The following is an 18,834-nucleotide window of genomic DNA, read 5'->3' as shown; positions in this document are numbered from 1 at the left end:
GATTAAATTTACATTAGATTTATGTTAAAATTTTGATTATCAGCCCACTAAAGGAAGGTCTGCCATGAATGACGATTTAACCATTAAAACAGCAATTAAAGATGTCATCCCCACCTTATTTGGTTATATTGGTGTTGGCCTCGCCTATGGCGTCGTAGCACAAACCGCCCATTTGGGCATCTTAACAATCACATTATTATGTTTAATTGTGTATGCCGGCTCGGCCCAGTTTGCTATTACCTCAATGTTTGTCAGTGCCAGCCCGATTTCAGCCATTATCTTATCCACCTTTCTGATCAATTCCCGGATGATTTTAATGAGTACTTCTATGGCACAACATTTTAAACACGACTCATTGCGACAAAATATCGCTATTGGCACACTGATTACAGATGAAACATTTGCGTTGGGGATGAACAAGGCCTCGATGACCAAAGGAAAGCTGACACCCGCGTGGTTCAACACGGCTAATGTCATTGCCTACATTGTTTGGTGGTTAGCCTATGTGGTCGGTGCTCTAGCGGGAAAACTAATCACAAATCCTGAATCTTTTGGCCTCGATTTTGCAGTGGTCGCCATGTTTATCGGCTTATTATACCTGCAAATGATTGGCGATCGTCGCCGCAAATTGCGCGTCCAGTTAGAAGTAATCTTGTTAGTAGTTATTGCCATGTTTGTGCTAGGTCGCTTTTTAAATCCTGAAATAGCATTATTACTTGCTACGATTATTGGCTGCTTGGGTGGAATGGCGGTGGAAGAATGGAGATAAATACATGAAGATAAATACATATTTACTGTTGACTATTTTGGGATGCGGCCTAGTTACTTGGCTTTCTCGTGTGGTTCCGTTTGTATTAGTCAAAAATTTTGTGCTCCCAAGTGGTTTAATTAAATTATTGTCATTTGTACCGGTGGCCATCATGACCGCTTTAGTGGTCCAAAATATTCTCATTTTTAAAACAGGCAGCTGGCCGACCATTAACTGGTTAAACTTTGGTGCAGCAGTACCAACCGTCGCTGGTGCCATTATCACTAAAAGTTTGTTAATAATTGTAGTAATCGGCATTATTTCGATGGCCGTTTTAAGATTATTAACATAGGTCCAATTATAATAAACAAAGTCGGATTCAAGTTGGCAGGCTTGATATCCGACTTTATTGTTAAACTAGCTTTAATAAATCAGCTGGTTCATTGAGGTGATAATCTGCGAGCACTAATTGCTCTGGTTGCATGGCGCCCCATAATGCAGCTGCAAATTTAATCCCAGCCGCATGTGCTGCTTGTAGATCATGAACTGTATCACCAATATAAATTGAATTGTTCAACTGCGCATTGACTTTATCAAGGCCTGCGACAATCGGGGCAGGGTTTGGCTTGTGTTCAGTAGTATCATCGACCGTCACATAAGCATCAAACAAACGGCCAATGGCATAGCGGTCCTGAAATCCATTTTCATAGTCCTGTTTTGTTTTTGACGTTGCAATCACAAGTTTAACTTGTTGGTTCAATTTTAATTGGCGCAACGTTGCTTCAATGCCAGGATACAATGTGGCATGCTCAATTCTTTGTACTGATGCTTGGGCCCATTCATTAAAGATTGTTTGCCGCACTCGAATATCTCTAATGCCAAGATTTTTTAACGCATCATCCCCACTAATCCCAAAACCACTGGCTAATTCGCTGTCACTTGGTGAGTAGCCGTGCCCTTGTAGAACTTGTTTTAAGGCAGGAACATACACGTCAAAAGTATCAATCAATGTTCCATCAATATCAAAGATAAAATTAACCATACTAATCACCTCACCAGACAACAGTGTCATTTACCAGCTCGAACCCATTCTTTTGCAACAGTATTCCAGTCACCGTTTGTATCATCCAAAATTTTAAGATACTTTTTAGGCATTTGCTCGATGCCAATTAATTCTAGCGGGATTAAAAATTGGTCAAAATATTTTTTGCCCGCAGCACTTTTATCATCTTTTAAAAATGCTGCCATCGATTGCACTAATTGTGGCTGTGGTTTGATCAACTTATCATCCACATCATAAAAGTGCAGTTTTCCTTTGACCTTGAAAGGCTCAATTGGCATCTTAGGAACAACCTGCCAGTGATAATAGCCATCCCGATCCTTGGTTGTTGTTGTGCCATCAATTGATATAATAGCCAACGCGTAGCCATTGGGCATACCCAAACCAAAATCAACACCAGATGGTCTACTGGATGATACCAACAAAAAGCTGGTCACATCTCCTGGTAACCATGTGCGATACTCAATTTTCTTAGTTCCCTCCAAAATTTCAAAAGCATATGGATTTTTAATCGATAATGCTCGCATAATGTTACTCCTGACTAACGTTTATTTTAAAACCCGCAATCCATAATAATATTATTATAGTTTGTAAGCGATTACAGTGGCTTTATTTTGGCCCCAATATGTTCGCCATATCTGGTGGTAGTGGTGCCCGAACAGCAACCTGTTGGTTAGTAAATGGATCCATAAATTTCAAACTGGTCGCGTGCAATGCTTGACGCAAGATTAGTTTCTGCGGTCCGCCATATAACTGATCACCCAATAGTGGATAACCTAAATAAGTCAAATGGACCCTAATTTGATGGGTTCGACCTGTATGCAATTGCACTCGCAGTGCCGTCCACTCAGGTGAGCGCTGCTGCACCCAAAATTCAGTAATTGCAGTCTGACCAGTCGCCATTACAGCACGTTTAGGCGAATCTGGCACTCTACCAATCGGCTCTTTAATCACTTGATGATTTGCTTTAATTTGTCCTGTCACAATGGCCGTATAGATTTTTTCAATTAGATGATGTTCAACCTGCGTTGAAATCATGCTTTGTGCCAACCGATGCTTAGCAACCAATACTAGTCCCGAGGTAAATCGATCCAGTCGTAAAATTAAGTGCGGACGTAAATCTACTGCTCCTTGCTGAATTAAATACCCTTTAATTCGATTTAACAACGTATCAACACGGTTAGTCGGTCCTGGAATAGACGTTAACCCGGCTGGTTTATTAACAATCAGCCAATTTTCATCCTCGTAAATAATCTCAATTGGCAGATTGCTAGTAACCACTTCGTCATCTTTCTTTTCGGGCATTAATTCAATTGAAATTTGGTCATTTTCCTGCACCGTTGCAGCTGATTCAACTAATTTGCCATTACGAAAAAAATTACCCTGCCCATGTTTAATGTCAGCAATTAAACGATGGCCCACACCCTGCTTTTGTAAAAAACGCTTAATTGTTGTTGGTTGTTTCGCCTGATTGATCCACGTGTTTTTCATTTAGTATCGCTCCTTTAACCATACCCAGCGTAGCAAATTCCCAGTACGTTGCCAAGCATTTAATCAGATTCAGGTGCCAAGTACTTATATTTGCAAATATTAACTGTCAGTATTATAGTTACAATTGAAATCAAAAAAAGGAGAGTCCTTAAAAATGACAAATGTTTTAGTTTTAGGAGCAGCTGGTCATATTGCCAAGTTTGCCCGTGCAGATCTGATTGAAAACAGTGATGTTCATATGACTGACTATCTGCGACGTGCTAATCGTCTGCAACTACTTGACCCAAGTCGTGAAACTGTAGTGGAAGGTGATGCCACTGACAAAGCTGCCTTGATTAAAGCAATGCAAAACACCGACATCGTTTATGCTAATTTAGCCGGTGCAAATATTGAACAACAGGCCAAGACGATCGTGGCTGCAATGAATCAGCAACAGATCACTCGTTTAATTTGGATTTCTACTTTAGGCATCTATGATGAAGTCCCGGGGGCGTTTGGCAAGTGGAACCACTCAATGCTGGATGGTGGTTACTTACAGACCTATAGTGCAGCGGCCAAGGTAATCGAAGCATCCGATCTTGATTACACCATTATTCGTCCAGCCTGGTTAACTAACCACGACGAGGTGACATATGAGCTCACACAAAAAGAAGAACCATTCAAGGGCACCGAGGTGTCACGTAAAAGTATTGGTGTGCTAGTTAGTCGCCTGGTTCAAGAACCAACAAAGCATATTAAAGAATCACTTGGAGTTAATAAACCCAACACTGATGGTGACAAGCCCGCTTGGTATTAGTTGTGAATAAAGGCCTGAGACATTTATCCAATGCCCAGGCCTTTTTATTACCAATTCATATTCTCTATTTTTTTCGTTGATCAAAGGCTCGTTTAGATTTAAAGCCTGCGTTAAAAACTACTTTCATTTGCTCAATATGACGCTGCTGTGTAGCTGGAGTTTTGGCACCAAAAACAAACCGTGCCCATTCACGTTGATATCCTGGTGTTAGGGCTGTAAAAAATTTACTTAATTTTTGATCATCTTTAAGTAGCAATGCTACTTGGGGAATATTGATTTCATAATCCGCTAATGTTTTCTTTTTCATTTGGTTCACCTGATTATTTGTTTTCTTAATTATAGCAAACTTGGCTAATTCGTTTTCATAAAATTATTCTATCAGTAATCATAAGTATTTTAATTGACTAAATACTAGTAAACCCGTTATGCTTAGATTAAATAACCCATTTCTGTTGACTTAGAAAGGATTACTAGCAATGAAAAAAATATTGCCATTAGCATTACTCACCTTGGGCACAATCACAATGGTTGGCTGTGCCAACAACCAAAATAGTAGTAGCTCAAGTTCATCTTCGTCCCACAGCGCGTCAACCTCTAGTAGCATCTCATCTTCAACTGAAAATAAAAAAACCGTTCAAATTGGAGCTGAAGATAGTACTCACCTGTTAACTACTAATTGGACTTTTGATCATTTTACAGTGAACCAAATCAAAGCCGAAGCAGAAAATAATGTCTTAGAACTCGAAATAAAATGGCAAAACACAAGCAATCAAACCGCTGTATTTGCTGATAGTGGTGAAGTGATTGTTTCCCAGAATGGCAAAACCCTTAAAACCCAAGAAAAAGATGATGATTACAATGATAATCTGTTACCAGGCAAGGATGAAGATTTTGAACTTGACTATCGCTATGATAATACTAATGAGCCAATTAAAATATCAATTCATCCAGCTGATACTAATCGACCAACGAAAACTGTCACGGTGCAATTGACCGACTAATAAATGTGGATAAGTAAGCTAGATTAATTAATCTTCTAAAAAAATATCGTCCAATTAGCTTTTTTGTTTGATTGACTAAATACATTTTTAATCACAACATTTTTCCTGGGACACAAAATAACATGAGTCTGATTGCGATCACAATCAAACTCATGTTATTTACGTTACTCAACATTAAACCTCATTACTCACGCTCTTACGGTATGCACTAAATACAGTATTTGTCGGGCAATTGGCTGTGCAATCAACATCTCAACCCCCAATGAAATTGCAAAATTTCTTGGCCATCGATAGAAGAAATTTTGAATTGGTTCCATACTGATTTGTCGTTGACCAATCCAAGTGCCAACCACCGTTAAAATTACGGACATCATCAATACGGTGCACATAATATTAACAATAGTGTGCGCATTAAAACTGTCTGTCTTTGCAACCAGTTTGCTCGTGAGCCAGCCAGCTGGTTGATACGTCAGGAGTACCAATGCAATTACAGCCAACCAAATCATTGGTAAAATTGCAAAAGTTGAGGCCCAAGTGTGCAGCCCAAAGCCCATTTCAAAGCTAGTGATTAAAGGTGCAATTATGTTAACTGAAATAATTGAAATAATTGCCATAAACAGACCAAATTCTTTCTTATTACGTGGTAAATACATATAAAATTTCATGTTTCTCTCCTTTTTTGACAGTAAATTTGCGCATAAAAAAAACGCAAAGTCTCGTAGACTTTACGCTGATCAATTATACGCGTGATTAAATTACAACTTTAATAGTATATCAATTTTGATTCGAAAACACAAATTTATCTATTGAACCTTTGCACCTAATACGTGTTCAAAATGATCTAATGCCCACTGCTGTCCATTATCAGTCAGCGCTGCAACTGCATCTTTGTGCACCGTAATGTTGTAATCTAAATTGTATGCATCCACCGCTGTATGCAACACACAAATATCGGTGCAAACACCTGCTAAATGCAGTGAATTTATTTGGCGTTCCCGCAGTCGCAAATCAAGGTCAGTACCAGCAAACGCGCTATACCGTGTTTTATCGTACATATAAACTTTGTCATCGTTGTGATGTTGTTCAAACCATGCTACTAATGGACCATAAAATTCTCGCCCCCACGTATCACGAACGTTATGCGGTGGAAATAACTTGCTTTCCGGATGGTAAGGGTCATTAGGCTTATGCACATCGGTTGGTAATATCACCCAACCGTCGTTTGCCAACATTTGATCTGCCAGTCGCACAATTTCGGCACCAATAACTTGCCCAGGTTTACCGCAAGTCAGCGCTCCGTTATCAGCCACAAAATCATTGGTATAATCGATAATTAGTAAAGCTTCATTTGCACTCATTTTATTACTCCATTCTTGATAACCGATTTAAATCCATCTCAGTCGTTTAGTTGTAAAATAGTTTAAAATCTTTGTGCTGCCATTATCGCAACTTATGAGCTATTAAGCAAATTAGACACTTTATGAGAAAATGCTTTAAATTAAACCGTTTTCATATGCAAATTAGCGATTTTGAATAAAAAAAGCTTACGAGCTAAGTTTTTTTATGCTAATGTAATCATTTGTCTGATGAAAACTATTAAAAGGAGTAATTTAAATTATGGACACAACTAAAAACGATCGCGAAACAACTGCCCAAGCCGCTGTACCAGTTTCCCACCCATTGCTTGCAATGTTAGGAATGCTGATTGGTGGGTTCGTTGGTATGCTGAGCGAAACATCTCTAAATATTGCTTTACCAAGTTTAATGGTTAAACTCAACGTTAGTGTTGGAACAATTCAATGGTTGGTGACGGGCTACATGCTAATTATTGGAATTGTGTTGCCACTATCTAGCCTATTGACTCGTTGGTTTTCTACCCGCCAACTAATCATCTTTGCATTAATTGACTTTACAGTTGGTGCTATCATTTCAGCTTTGGCACCTGACTTTACAGTTTTACTAATCGGTCGAATGATTCAAGGAATCGCAACCGGTTTGATTCTACCGCTAATGTTTACGGTTGCCACACTAATTTTTCCACCTTATAAGTTAGGCTCAGCGATGGGCATGATTGGTTTGGTCATCATGTTTGCACCAGCAATCGGACCTACATTAGCTGGTTTGATTTTAGGCGTTTTGTCATGGCAATGGATTTTTTGGGCATTCGTCCCATTCTTACTAGTCGGCTTAGCATTGGCAATCAAATACTTACCAAATGTCGCTAAAATAACTAAACCTAAAGTTGATATTTTTTCCATTCTGTTATCGACATTTGGATTTGGTGGTTTAGTTTCAGCTGTCAGCATGGCCAGCAATTATGGTTGGGTCTCTCCGGTCGTACTGATTGTTTTGGTTGTGGCATTGTTGATTCTAGCTTTATACATTTATCGTCAACTACACTCTGAAACACCAATTCTAAATTTCCGTATTTTCAATCGTGCCAACTTCCGTATCGGTGCACTGTTGGTTATGCTGGACTTTGGTATTATTCTTTCTTCAATGTATCTTTTACCAATGTTTTGGCAAAAAGGATTAGCCATTCCCGTTGCATTAACCGGGGTTGTCATGCTTCCAGGTGGTGTTGTTAATGCACTAGTATCAGCCATGTCTGGCCGATTCTTTGACCGGTTTGGAGCTCGGATATTCACTATCTTAGGCTTCTTAATTAGTATTATCGCTATTTTAACGCTCATATTTGCATCTTCAACCTCACCTGTTTGGTATGTTATGCTTGCCCACATTATTTTAATGGTTGGTGCACCACTGGCAATGTCACCTGCCCAAACATATGGTTTAAACGCTCTGGATCAAATGACTGCCAGTGATGGTAGTACCATTATGAACACCTTCCAACAAATCATTGGTGCAATTTCCACTGCCGTTGCCACTAGCCTATTAGGATTTGGTCAACATGCATCAACTGCAGCTTCAACATCACGAATTGCATTTACGAACGGTGTCCACGTAGGATTGTACTTCACTCTAGCCTTGGCAGTAGTTGCTTTCTTGTTATCATTTGTAGTTAAAAACGAAGCAGCGACATCTAAAGAAGCTTAGATTATTAATTAATAATAACTATATTTAAATAGGTCTGTTGATTCATATTTTATGAATCAACGGACCTATTTTTTCTAAATTATTTATTTATGTTCGAGTGTGAAGCCGGCCTCACTCAGCGCATTCTTAACTCCAACTTTATCCTCGCTATCAACATGAAGTTCAATTGCTTGTTCATCATCTCGCTTAGTAACCAATAAAGTCAAAATATTATATTTATGCTGGGCTAATGTATCTCCTAAACGAGCGATGAATCCTAACTCGTCTTTTTGGACATAGATAGTCACGTTTGTCCCACCACGGCCATAACCTGAGATATTCAAGAACGCATCAAAAATGTCATTATTAGTGATAATACCAACGACTTGTGTACCGTTAACCACCGGCAGCACGCCAATATTATTCTTGCGCATTGCATAAATGGCGTCTTCTAACACTGCATCAGGAGCAATAACCTGCACATCTTTTTCCATCACATCAGCAACCGTCGTCTTATTTAATAAATAGTTGGCCTCAAACACTGACAGTGAGGTAGCCTTAGATGGTAGCGCCCGTTGAATAATTCCTTCAGTAATTAACCCGATTAACCGACCACCATCTAATACTGGTAATCGATGAATATCGTTTTGTTTCATTAAATCAACCGCGTCATTGATCCGTGTCGTTGGACGAACCGTAACCAAATTTTGCGACATATAATCTGCAACACTCATTATGCCTAACCTCCCAAATATGCTTTTTGCACATCTTCATTTGCCAACAATTCTTGTCCCGTACCCGTCATTAAAATATTCCCTGTCGCCAGTACGTAACCCCGATCAGCGATTGCCAATGCCTTAGAAGCATTTTGTTCAATCAATAATACGGTTGTTCCCTGTTGCTTAATTGCTTGAATAATATCAAAAATTTCATTAATAAAAATTGGTGCGAGCCCCATTGATGGTTCATCCATCAATAGTAATTTAGGCTTAGCCGTCAGTGCTCGGCCCATGGCCAACATTTGCTGCTCACCACCAGATAGTGTTGCAGCATCTTGATTTTTACGTTCTCGCAGAACAGGGAAACGTTCAAAAACTTCTTGATAGTCTTTTTTAAGGCCATCACGATCCTTACGTAAGAACGCGCCCATTTGCAAATTTTCTAATACGGTTAAGCCCGCAAAGATCCGTCGCCCTTCAGGCACCTGAGAAATTCCACCAGCCACAATTTTTTGCGATTTCTGTTTTTGAATTTCATGTCCTTCATAGACTATTTTACCGCCAGAAGGTTTCATCAAACCAGAAATAGTTTTCAAAATGGTTGTTTTACCAGCGCCATTAGCACCAATTAATGAAACAATTTCTCCTTCATTAACCTTAAAACTGACGCCTTTCACTGCCTGAATGACGCCATAATTAACGGATAAGTCTTCTACTTCTAGTAACATTATGACTCACCCCCCAAGTATGCTTTAATTACCTTTTCATCCTTTTGAATTTCTGCCGGTGTTCCCTCGGCAATTAACTGGCCATATTCCAGTACGTAAATTCGTTGCGCCAAGTTCATCACAAGAGACATATCATGTTCAATCAACAAGACGGTAATCCGAAATTCCTTTTGAATTTGTCGAATTAGTCGCGTTAAATCAGCCGTTTCTTCAGGATTCATCCCTGCAGCTGGTTCATCCAAAAATAAAATTCTAGGCTTCGTAGCAAGTGCCCGAACAATTTCCAACCGCCGTTGGGCCCCATATGGTAAATTTTTGGCTAAATTGTCAACTTGATCCTGCATGTCAAAAATTTTTAATAAATCGACCGCCTCTTTGCGTAGTGCAGCCTCTTTATGATAGAAGGAGGGCAATCTAAAGATACTTTCAAAAAAACCTTCCTTATTGTTAGCAGTCATCGCAATTAAAACATTGTCCAGCACAGACAGATCCTTAAACAGTCGGATATTTTGAAATGTTCGCGCTAATCCGGTCTGAGCCACTTTATAAGGTTTCATTTTATTTAATACTTGGAGTCCGTTATCTGTTTGCATTGAAATAGTTCCTTCAGATGGCACAATAACACCAGTTAAAAGGTTAAACAGAGTTGTCTTACCAGCCCCGTTTGGTCCAATCAGTGCGACCAATTCATTGTCATTCAGATGCATTGTAACGTCAGAAACGGCTGTTAAACCACCAAAGTTTTTGGTTAATTCTTTAATATCGAGTAATGTCATCTTCAGGCATCCCCCTTTTGTTTCGACTTCGTAAAGCGATTAAATAGATTGCGAACTGAAAATTCCCAAGTCCCAAGTAGTCCGGAAGGCTTGAACACCATCAAGAGAATCAAAGCGAGTGAATATAGCACCATTCGTAGTGTTCCGAAATTTTGCAAAATCATATCAAGCAGCCCTAAAACGGCAGCAGCAACAAAGGTCCCGGTAATACTACCAATTCCACCAAGCACAACGATAATCAAAATATTGATTGATTCCATAATTCCAAAGTCAGTTGGCGCAATCGTTTGAATGTAGTTAGCATGCAAAGCACCACCAATAGCAGCTGTCGCAGCCCCAATCACGAATGCCAATACTTTCCACTTAGTTGTGTTTACTCCCATTGATTCAGAAGCAATTTCGTTCTCACGAACTGACATCACTGCTCGACCATCACGTGAATGAATAAAATTAACGATAATTAATGTTGTTACACATACCATCAGGTAAACAACTGGCCAGGTTGCCAGCAACGGAATGTTATATAGTCCAGCAGGGCCGTTTGTAATTTTAAGATTATTCAAAATAATCCGGATTATTTCAGCAACCCCCATTGTGGCGATAGCAAGATAATCACCGTCGAGTCGCAAGGTTGGAATACCAACAATTAAAGCCACAAGGGCTGAGACCGCCGCACCAGCAATCATACCAATTGCCATTCCCATAGGGGTTGAAATCGATGAAGTAATTAAGGCACAAACATACGCTCCAATTGCCATAAATCCTGCATGACCCAATGAAAATTGACCAGAAAAGCCAATAATCAAGTTCAAACCAGTTGCCAAGATAATGTTGATTCCAATTAAGACCATCGTATTTTCACCGAATTGATCGATGACGCCGACAAATTCAAGCAGATTTATTACAACATAACCCACGACCATGATGGCAAGCCATGTCAAATTATATTTCAGATTTTTTTTCATGTTTTGCCACCTACACTTTCTCTTTAATCTTTTTGCCTAAAATACCGGCTGGTCTGATCAACAAAATAATAATCAAAACTGCGTACACAGCAGCATCCTTAAATGCTGAAAATCCTAGTGCCTGCATCGTGGTTTCAAGTAATCCAATTACGAATCCACCAATTGCGGCACCTAGAATTAAACCAATCCCGTCAAGCACAGCTGCAACGAAGGCTTTGATACCAGGCGTCATTCCCATTAATGGATCAATTGAATTGTAATACAATCCAATCATGACACCTGCGGCACCGGCCATCGCGGAACCTAAGGCAAAGGTAAATGAGATCGTTCGATCAATGTTGATGCCAATTAGTTGCGCCGCATCAGGATCGACAGACACTCCCCGCATTGCCTTGCCCATTTTGGTTCGGCGAACGATCAACTGCAATAAAATCATCAGTGCGATTGAAACCACTAAAATTAAAATTTGAATATTTGAAATTGAAATGGAACCTAAATGATATTGATGAACCTTCATCGCTTGTGGGAAACTGCGAACGTTGGAGCTAAACATATAAGCCATTCCATTTTCAAGTAAAAATGAAACCCCAATCGCGGTAATCAATGCAGCAATCCGTGGTGAATTTCTCAATGGCCGATAAGCCAAATATTCAATAACCACACCCACTAATGCACAAAAGAGCATTGCTGAAACCAGTGCCAGCCAAAAATTAAAGTGTAACTGATTAATCACGTAGTAACCCCAAAAGGCTCCTAACATATAAATATCGCCGTGCGCAAAGTTAATCAATTTAATGATCCCATAGACCATGGTATAGCCCAGTGCGAGCAATGCGTAAATACTACCCAACGAGTGACCATTTACAAGTTGTTGCAAAAAAGTGCTCACAGTTTCTTCACTTCCATTCTTATTATTTAATCAACAGAGGAGTACAACTAAAAGTTGATCTTCATTTTGACTTAAGTAAGCAATTAGCTAAACTTTCTAGTTGTTGATTGCTTTTCTTTCATCAAAACTAAACCTGCCCTCAGTCGTACTCCTCAAAATTTGGAAATTAATTGTTTTTATGTCTCAATCAGATGTGTACTGGAAAACGTTTTTTCTGGTTACAATATTTATCGACTTAATAACGCACCGCATAAATATTTTTTATAAAAGTTTTCCAATAATCAAAATCAAGCCATTTTTTCTGCACTATTGGCAAAACGTGTTCCTAGAAGCTGACGGCTAGCGTATAAGTGATATAAATCAATGATTCTGCGAATCCTTAATTTCCATCCCTTATACCACGCCATCAAACCGCTTCTACTCACACTCTCTACTTAAAACGTGTTCCTAGAAGCTGTTGGCTAATGTATAAGTGATAAAAATCAATGATTCTGCGAATCCTTAATTTCCATCCCTTATACCACGCCATCAATTCGCTTCTACTCACACTCTCTACTTAACAGCCGTTGCACTTTGTTCTTCTCCATTAACCACTTTTGCGATGATAACTTGTTTTTGCGGGTTATGCATCTTGTCAATTGAGATCGTACCTGTGACACCCTTGAAGTTCTTCAACTTACTCAAACCTGTGGCAATCTTGGTTGAGTCAGCAGATTTTTCATTTTCAATAGCATCTTTAATCATGTACGTTGCATCGTAAGCCAATGCATCAAAGGTCCCAGCATCTTGATGATATTCAGCCTTGTAGGCCTTCATATATGCTGTTGCTTTAGCATTTGTGTTGGCTTTAGCATCAAAGTGAGTTGTGTAGTAAATGTTGGTAGCATTCTTCTTACCAGCAATTTTAACTAGTTTTGGATCAGCGAATCCGTCAGCACCAACAATTGGTTGAGTGATTCCCATTTGACGAGCTTGTTTAACAATTAATCCAGCTTCTGAGTAATAACCGGGAACAAAGATTGCATCAAAATCTTTACTCTTTAACTTTGTTAATAAAGTATTGAAGTCCTTGTCACCAGCTTGATAATACTGAGTTGAAACGACTTGGCCCTTAAATTGCTTCTTGAAAGCCTTGGTTAAACCTTGGGCATAATCCGTGGACTTGTCACCTAAAATAGCAACTTTCTTCAACTTCATATTGTTATAAACATACTTGGCTAACGCTTTACCTTGATAACTATCCTCAAAGCAAGAACGGAACATATATGGTTGAACTTTACCATTCTTCTGAACAGTTAAGGAATCTTGTGTCCCACCTGGTGTTATGTATGGTACTTTCGCCTTAGTATAGTTTGGTAACGCAGCTAACCCGGCCCCAGATGTGATCGGTCCGATAACCGCATTAACCTTGCTTGTGTTGGCTAAGTTCGTTGCAACTGAGGCAGCAGACGAGTTGTCAGATTTGTTATCCTTTTGGATTAACTTGATCTTCATCTTTTTGCTACCAACCTTAACGCCACCATCAGCATTGATTTGCTTAACAGCTAGCTTGACACCATTTTGCATTGCTTCTCCATAAGCTGCCGCAGAACCAGATAACTCAAAGTTTCCACCTAATTTAATTGTATTGCCGCTTTGCTTGTTACCACCACTAGCAGCAGTACTACTACAGCCTGCTAAGACTAAGGTACTGGCTAACATTACTGTCCCCAGTACCTTCATTAACTTCTTTACGCGCATATCCCAACATCCCCTATGTATTGTAAATTAAAATACGATTAACTTTCTAATCGCTTTTTAATAAACTAGCATATTACCCAGTTAATAGTCAAACAATTTTTAGTTATAATTCTTTTTGTTACCGTTTCCAACGCCAATAATACGCAATCTATCAAAAATTAAAAAATTCTAATAAAAAGAGCAAACTTTTCACAGTTTGCTCAATTAAATCATTTTCAACAATTTTAATACGGTGTTCCTATTTCTGATTGATACATTTTGATAAAAATCTTCTCTCATCAATTTGGCATATAATGATTTATTGAAATCTTGTTTTAATGTGGAGGTCCACAAAATAACATGGTTCCTAAATTCCACCTGGTCATAATTGCCAATGCGCATTTTAATTTGGGCAAAATTACTCTTGCTAAAATTTGGTAATAAAAATAATGCATTATGTCTCAGACTTGTATCCGCACCCCACCAGGCAGGTAAATCTTTGAAATCAGCTCGATATTCATTTTCATTAATTACTAAGGAAACAATCGGAAACGTATAGTTGCTACTTAAGAAACTGGTCACAATATTTTGAACTTGCGTTCGCGGTAATGAACTTGTAAAAATAAGATTTCCACTATTGATATATAAAACGACATCTGTAAAACCCAATTGTGTTAATGATTCTCGCAATTGTGCCATCACTACTTTACTGTGGCCACCGACATTAACACCACGCAACAAGAGTAGATACTTCATCTCACCCTCCTCAATTTTTATCAATCTACACTAGTAAAGCTCTGCTAACTTTTCAGTTAAAGCAGAGCTTTTATTATTAGCCTTGTGTTCCATTATGTGCATGGTTTGGAGCAGCATCTGGCATCGAATTCAAAACTTTCATATCTTCAGCGCTAATTGAAAAATCTAATTGCGCATTAGCATTAATATGAGCCTGACCTGTTGCTTTAGGCAACGGCAACACACTATTTTCAATGCAGAAACGTAAAGCTAATTGTGCTGCACTAACATTATATTTGGCTGCCATTTCTTTAATTGTTGGATTGTTAATTAAATCACCAGTTGCTAATGGTGAATAAGCTTCCATCAACATTCCCTGTTCTTGTGCATACTTCGTAATTTTAGGTTCCGTGTAACCAACATAATACAAAATCTGATCAACCATGGGAGCCACTGTTGCATTCTCCAAAATATTTTTCAAGTCGTGGACGTTAAAGTTGGAAACGCCGATCGCCTTAACACGACCACTTTGATAAATCTTCTCCATCGCCTTCCAGGTTTCAACATTAGCACGATCATGGTCTGTGCCGATTTGATCCCACGGCCATGGTGCATGAATTAAATACAAATCTAACTGCTTTAATCCTAGATTGGTCATTGTTTTATCAAACGCAGCCAAGACATCATCATGACTCTTTATACTAGCTGGTAATTTTGATGTTACAAAAATATCATCGCGCAAGACGTTCGAATCTCTAATTGCCTTGCCAACACTACTTTCATTGGCATATGCCTGTGCAGTATCAACATGACGATAGCCAGTCTTTAGCGCATTGCTAACCGCATCATAAGCTGTTTTACCACCCGGAATTTGCCAAGTCCCAAATCCTACTTTTGGAATCTCCACACCATTTTGCAAAGTAAACGTTTCTGTTAAAATACTCATGCTAACATCTCCTCACTAATCCTTATATTAGCACTCCTTACTGGATTTAAACATTGAAATTAACTCGACAGGCAAAAAAATAGCGTTTTATTTGTAAGCGCTTATAATTGGAATTGAAATTACTATATACAGGAGGCGTGTCTGATGCAATTAACCGTTACTGCGGCAGCTTTGACAATTATCCAACCAAAATTAGATGACCGGACTGTTACTTTATTGAGTTATGACGACGGTGTTGGTCCCTATTCCCCACATGGGCTTGAAGCCCTTCAAATTGCATTCAAACTTATTTTAATTACTGATCACATGCCAATGGATGATTACGAACTAAAAATTGACTAAAATATTGGTCCAATTTTTGCTAAAGGTTACTCAGATGAATTTTTTGGTGCTAATTTAAAAATTGGCTTTAACTCCAATTACCATTTACTCACCTTATCGGATGATGGCGAGGTGATCGAAAATAATTTGCGCATTGAAGATTTTCGAGATAAATCCGCCCTGGCATAAAAAGTTTGATGACAGATTTTGCGCCTCAGTCACCAAACTTTTTTTTGTATGTGCGTTTAAAAATAAGTGCCACTTTTCTTTCAATATCAAAACTTACCTGCCGTTTTAGTTCACGAACTGCATTAATCTGAGAGCCCTTTGCCGGTGAACGTGTATAACTGGTTAGTAGTGCTCGCCACCATGGATCCTTGGCAGTAAATAGTGGTGTACTAGGAGCATCATAATGAACGTCTAATTTTTGATGAATTTGATCATTTTGATTCGCATAGTTGAACGAACTACAGTTAATAATATTGCCAAGCTGTAAGTAATTAATATTAACCACATCTAGCACCATAAAATCTCTATTTTGATTCAAAATAAACTCCACGTGAAACCCATAAACTCGCTTAATATTCCAACCGGGAGTAACTGGTATATTTAGTGATAGATCAATTTTATTATGCAGTCGCGCAGGTTCTGCTTTGCTGATCGTGTGGTTGGCTAGCTGACAATCCAAATCATAATATATCAAACGTTGCCAGTCATTTTTTGCTTTAGGATATTTGCGCCGTAAATATTGAACATTGATCACGTCCAAATAGTACCTGAGCTGATGAACCATCTTTCTTAATTGCTCAGTTTCAGCGGTCCCTGAAGCCAACCCAGCTGGGAATGCTAACTGGACTATTTGTGCCAAAATAGTAAAAAATTCTGAATTGGGATTCAATTCAGGGGCAAAATTATTCAGCAATTTTAAATCACCACATTCATTGAAGTGCCCGCCTAACTTAAGCAACATTTGTTGTAACAATTGTTGGTAATCGCCTGTGATTCGATCACCTTTGAGAGCTTGTTTCAGTTCAGCAGTTTGAGAAGACGAACCGATCAGCTGTTTTTGATTTTTCATTTTTAGTTCCTTATTTTTTCTGCAAATGCAATTCTGCCAGTTGATTGTACTGTTTTACTCCTAATAGTTTCAATCGGTCCAGATAATCACCGCTAGGAAACAGTCTGATCCCCTCGCCCAACAAAACCGGTGCAAGTTGAATCCACCATTCGTCAATCAAATTTTCAGCTAACAATTCCGTCACGATTTTACCACCACCAACAATCCAGATATTGCCACCAGACTGTTGCAATAAAGCGCGAACTAATTTTGTAGCTGAGCCATCATAGTAGGTTGCATCAGCTTCAGTCCCTTGCCGAGTTTTGGAAAGGACATAATTATTTTTATCTGGAAAAAGCAACTCATCATTTGCTATCTGCTTGCTAACATCGTACGTCTTGCGCCCCATAATACTGGTATCGATTTGTTCAAAAAAATGGTCGGTCCCAGCAACTTCACCACCGGCTGTGTCCAGCAGCCACTGCAGATTATGATTTTTGGTTGCTAAATATCCATCTAAGGAAATCGCTCCATAGAACTGAACTTTTCTCATCGCTACACCTCGTCTTGTATTTATTCTTTAATTCTATCAATAAAAGATGCGTAACTGAAATTATTTGATCCGATAATTAACCATGCCAAAACTACTTCTATGGCGCCACAAATAAGCTGGACAAAAACGTTTTTGCCCAGCCTATTATTTACGAATGCTATTTTTAATCAGTGAGCAAAATAAATTTGCTCCGATGCCGTCAACTAACCGGATAGGTATTTATAACTTTAGCCTAACTATAATTAATAAACAATCTAAACTAGACATCATTCTTTATCGTGCAGTCCACCCACCATCAGCTGTAATTACTTCACCATTAACAAAACTTGACTCATCAGATGCTAAGAATAATGCTAACTGTGCAATTTGCTCTGGTTGGCCCGTTGGCCCCTCTCCAGCTGCAGCTAAAGCTTTCATGCCTAATTCATCAGGTTCAGTGATGGAAGCCCCGATATTGGTTGCTACGGCGCCTGGAGCAATCGCATTAGCACGAACATTTCCAAACACGCCATACGTTGCTCCAATATTTTTAGTCAGGCCGATTAAACCATGCTTAGCTGTGGAATACGCCGCCCCACCCCGAGCACCAAATAGTCCGCCAATAGAAGCATTATTGACAATTACACCACCATTTTCTTGGTTCTTCATTACATTAATCGCCTCTCTTGAAGCAATAAATGGACCTGTTAAGTTGATCGCCAAAACTTTTTGCCATAATTCATCTGAAACATTGCCAACTGTTTTAAAATTATCCATGATGCCAGCATTGTTTACCAAAATATCTAACTTATTATAATGGTCAACAGTTTCTTTCACCATTGAAATCACATCAGTTTCTTTGGACATATCGGTCACGACTTGAAAAGCATTGCCACCTTTTGCTTCAATTTCACTCACAACAGCACTCAGAGAATCAGCGTTAATATCAGCAATTACAACTGATGCTCCTTGTCTAGCAAATAATTCCGCTATCGCCTTGCCCATACCGGAACCAGCACCCGTCACAATTGCAACTTTATTGTCTAATTTTCCTGTCATCGTTTGGCCCTTCTTTCTTAGGTATAACTTAATGATAGACTTTTGAAAGCGCTTAATCAATTGAAAAGACATGGCTTGACAGACTACTTGGCAATTTTTACTGAAACGCGCAAACGACCACAGAAGTCTATGTATAAGAGCACTCCGGCCCCATGATTCTAGTGCTAATCATGCACCTTAATTGCTTAAACGCGCAAACGACCACAAAAGTCTATGTATAAGAGCACTCCGGCCCCATGATTCTAGTGCTAATCAT

At 39.0% G+C, this 18,834-nt stretch carries 22 protein-coding genes and 1 pseudogene; 6 read left to right on the top strand and 17 right to left on the bottom strand.

Annotated elements, in window-relative coordinates:
• Window positions 1-64: 64 nt before the first annotated feature.
• Together WDC_RS05270 and WDC_RS05265 are read left to right on the top strand one after the other, a co-directional pair.
• A complete protein-coding gene (locus tag WDC_RS05270; protein WP_044010832.1) occupies window positions 65-769 on the top strand; it encodes an AzlC family ABC transporter permease in 705 nt (234 codons plus the stop codon).
• 4 nt (window positions 770-773) lie between these two features.
• The gene (locus tag WDC_RS05265) at window positions 774-1,100 is read left to right on the top strand and encodes an AzlD domain-containing protein (protein WP_044010831.1); all 327 of its coding nucleotides are present in this window, start codon (window positions 774-776) and stop codon (window positions 1,098-1,100) included.
• A gap of 60 nt (window positions 1,101-1,160) precedes the next feature.
• Here the strand turns inward: WDC_RS05265 and WDC_RS05260 are convergent, their stop codons facing one another.
• The 3 genes from WDC_RS05260 to WDC_RS05250 form a co-directional block, all read right to left on the bottom strand.
• Window positions 1,161-1,790: an HAD family hydrolase gene (locus WDC_RS05260; RefSeq protein WP_191978649.1), complete on the bottom strand. Its 630-nt coding sequence runs from the start codon at window positions 1,788-1,790 to the stop codon at window positions 1,161-1,163.
• A gap of 26 nt (window positions 1,791-1,816) precedes the next feature.
• On the bottom strand, window positions 1,817-2,335 hold the full coding sequence (locus WDC_RS05255; RefSeq protein ID WP_044010829.1) for an ASCH domain-containing protein: 519 nt from the start codon (window positions 2,333-2,335) through the stop codon (window positions 1,817-1,819).
• A gap of 82 nt (window positions 2,336-2,417) precedes the next feature.
• Window positions 2,418-3,299 carry an RluA family pseudouridine synthase gene (locus WDC_RS05250; protein WP_044010828.1) on the bottom strand — a complete coding sequence of 294 codons (882 nt, stop codon included), beginning with the start codon at window positions 3,297-3,299 and terminating at the stop codon, window positions 2,418-2,420.
• A 154-nt stretch (window positions 3,300-3,453) separates the two neighbouring features.
• Between WDC_RS05250 and WDC_RS05245 the strand changes: the two genes are divergently transcribed.
• On the top strand, window positions 3,454-4,095 hold the full coding sequence (locus tag WDC_RS05245) for an SDR family oxidoreductase (protein WP_044010827.1): 642 nt from the start codon (window positions 3,454-3,456) through the stop codon (window positions 4,093-4,095).
• Between the two features lie 64 nt (window positions 4,096-4,159).
• Here the strand turns inward: WDC_RS05245 and WDC_RS05240 are convergent, their stop codons facing one another.
• The gene (locus tag WDC_RS05240) at window positions 4,160-4,402 is read right to left on the bottom strand and encodes a YdeI/OmpD-associated family protein (RefSeq protein WP_044010826.1); all 243 of its coding nucleotides are present in this window, start codon (window positions 4,400-4,402) and stop codon (window positions 4,160-4,162) included.
• A 169-nt stretch (window positions 4,403-4,571) separates the two neighbouring features.
• Here WDC_RS05240 and WDC_RS05235 point away from each other — a divergent pair, with 169 nt between their 5' ends.
• Entirely contained in the window at window positions 4,572-5,096 is a 525-nt protein-coding gene (locus WDC_RS05235) for a hypothetical protein (protein WP_044010825.1), read from the top strand.
• A gap of 188 nt (window positions 5,097-5,284) precedes the next feature.
• Here WDC_RS05235 and WDC_RS05230 read toward each other — a convergent pair whose 3' ends face one another.
• On the bottom strand, window positions 5,285-5,761 hold the full coding sequence (locus WDC_RS05230; RefSeq protein ID WP_044010824.1) for a hypothetical protein: 477 nt from the start codon (window positions 5,759-5,761) through the stop codon (window positions 5,285-5,287).
• Window positions 5,762-5,899: 138 nt separating this feature from the next.
• Window positions 5,900-6,454, bottom strand: a complete 555-nt coding sequence (locus tag WDC_RS05225; protein ID WP_044010823.1) for a cysteine hydrolase family protein — start codon at window positions 6,452-6,454, stop codon at window positions 5,900-5,902.
• A 259-nt stretch (window positions 6,455-6,713) separates the two neighbouring features.
• Here WDC_RS05225 and WDC_RS05220 point away from each other — a divergent pair, with 259 nt between their 5' ends.
• Complete coding sequence (locus tag WDC_RS05220) at window positions 6,714-8,153, top strand: DHA2 family efflux MFS transporter permease subunit (protein ID WP_044010822.1); 1,440 nt, start codon at window positions 6,714-6,716, stop codon at window positions 8,151-8,153.
• Between the two features lie 83 nt (window positions 8,154-8,236).
• On the opposite strand, the gene WDC_RS05215 is transcribed toward WDC_RS05220, so the two are convergent.
• The 8 genes from WDC_RS05215 to WDC_RS05180 form a co-directional block, all read right to left on the bottom strand.
• Window positions 8,237-8,866 (bottom strand): CBS domain-containing protein, encoded by a 630-nt coding sequence (locus WDC_RS05215; RefSeq protein WP_044010821.1) that lies wholly within the window; start codon window positions 8,864-8,866, stop codon window positions 8,237-8,239.
• Window positions 8,867-8,871: 5 nt separating this feature from the next.
• Window positions 8,872-9,579, bottom strand: a complete 708-nt coding sequence (locus WDC_RS05210) for an ABC transporter ATP-binding protein (RefSeq protein WP_191978648.1) — start codon at window positions 9,577-9,579, stop codon at window positions 8,872-8,874.
• Window positions 9,579-10,355 (bottom strand): ABC transporter ATP-binding protein, encoded by a 777-nt coding sequence (locus tag WDC_RS05205; RefSeq protein ID WP_044010819.1) that lies wholly within the window; start codon window positions 10,353-10,355, stop codon window positions 9,579-9,581. The genes WDC_RS05210 and WDC_RS05205 overlap by 1 nt, the downstream gene beginning before the upstream one ends.
• Window positions 10,356-10,357: 2 nt before the next feature.
• Window positions 10,358-11,320, bottom strand: coding sequence for a branched-chain amino acid ABC transporter permease (locus WDC_RS05200; RefSeq protein ID WP_044010818.1), 963 nt, complete (start codon window positions 11,318-11,320; stop codon window positions 10,358-10,360).
• 10 nt (window positions 11,321-11,330) lie between these two features.
• The gene (locus WDC_RS05195) at window positions 11,331-12,209 is read right to left on the bottom strand and encodes a branched-chain amino acid ABC transporter permease (RefSeq protein WP_044010817.1); all 879 of its coding nucleotides are present in this window, start codon (window positions 12,207-12,209) and stop codon (window positions 11,331-11,333) included.
• 552 nt (window positions 12,210-12,761) lie between these two features.
• Entirely contained in the window at window positions 12,762-13,949 is a 1,188-nt protein-coding gene (locus tag WDC_RS05190; RefSeq protein ID WP_044010816.1) for an ABC transporter substrate-binding protein, read from the bottom strand.
• Window positions 13,950-14,153: 204 nt separating this feature from the next.
• The gene (locus tag WDC_RS05185) at window positions 14,154-14,684 is read right to left on the bottom strand and encodes a DUF1697 domain-containing protein (RefSeq protein ID WP_044010815.1); all 531 of its coding nucleotides are present in this window, start codon (window positions 14,682-14,684) and stop codon (window positions 14,154-14,156) included.
• Between the two features lie 76 nt (window positions 14,685-14,760).
• Window positions 14,761-15,609 carry an aldo/keto reductase gene (locus WDC_RS05180; RefSeq protein ID WP_044010814.1) on the bottom strand — a complete coding sequence of 283 codons (849 nt, stop codon included), beginning with the start codon at window positions 15,607-15,609 and terminating at the stop codon, window positions 14,761-14,763.
• A gap of 144 nt (window positions 15,610-15,753) precedes the next feature.
• Between WDC_RS05180 and WDC_RS10035 the strand changes: the two are divergent.
• Window positions 15,754-16,119 (top strand): annotated as a pseudogene (locus tag WDC_RS10035) (iron-sulfur cluster biosynthesis family protein).
• A 25-nt stretch (window positions 16,120-16,144) separates the two neighbouring features.
• On the opposite strand, the gene WDC_RS05170 reads toward WDC_RS10035, so the two are convergent.
• The 3 genes from WDC_RS05170 to WDC_RS05160 form a co-directional block, all read right to left on the bottom strand.
• Window positions 16,145-17,008, bottom strand: a complete 864-nt coding sequence (locus WDC_RS05170) for a DUF3114 domain-containing protein (protein ID WP_044010813.1) — start codon at window positions 17,006-17,008, stop codon at window positions 16,145-16,147.
• Window positions 17,009-17,018: 10 nt separating this feature from the next.
• Complete coding sequence (locus WDC_RS05165; protein ID WP_044010812.1) at window positions 17,019-17,540, bottom strand: dihydrofolate reductase family protein; 522 nt, start codon at window positions 17,538-17,540, stop codon at window positions 17,019-17,021.
• A 273-nt stretch (window positions 17,541-17,813) separates the two neighbouring features.
• The gene (locus WDC_RS05160) at window positions 17,814-18,578 is read right to left on the bottom strand and encodes a glucose 1-dehydrogenase (protein WP_044010811.1); all 765 of its coding nucleotides are present in this window, start codon (window positions 18,576-18,578) and stop codon (window positions 17,814-17,816) included.
• Window positions 18,579-18,834 lie beyond the last annotated feature (256 nt).

This window comes from Paucilactobacillus wasatchensis, from assembly GCF_000876205.1.
Taxonomy (GTDB): Bacteria; Bacillota; Bacilli; order Lactobacillales; family Lactobacillaceae; genus Paucilactobacillus; species Paucilactobacillus wasatchensis.
Note: the sequence above shows the minus strand (reverse complement) of the source record. Positions and strands in the feature narration are given on the sequence as shown.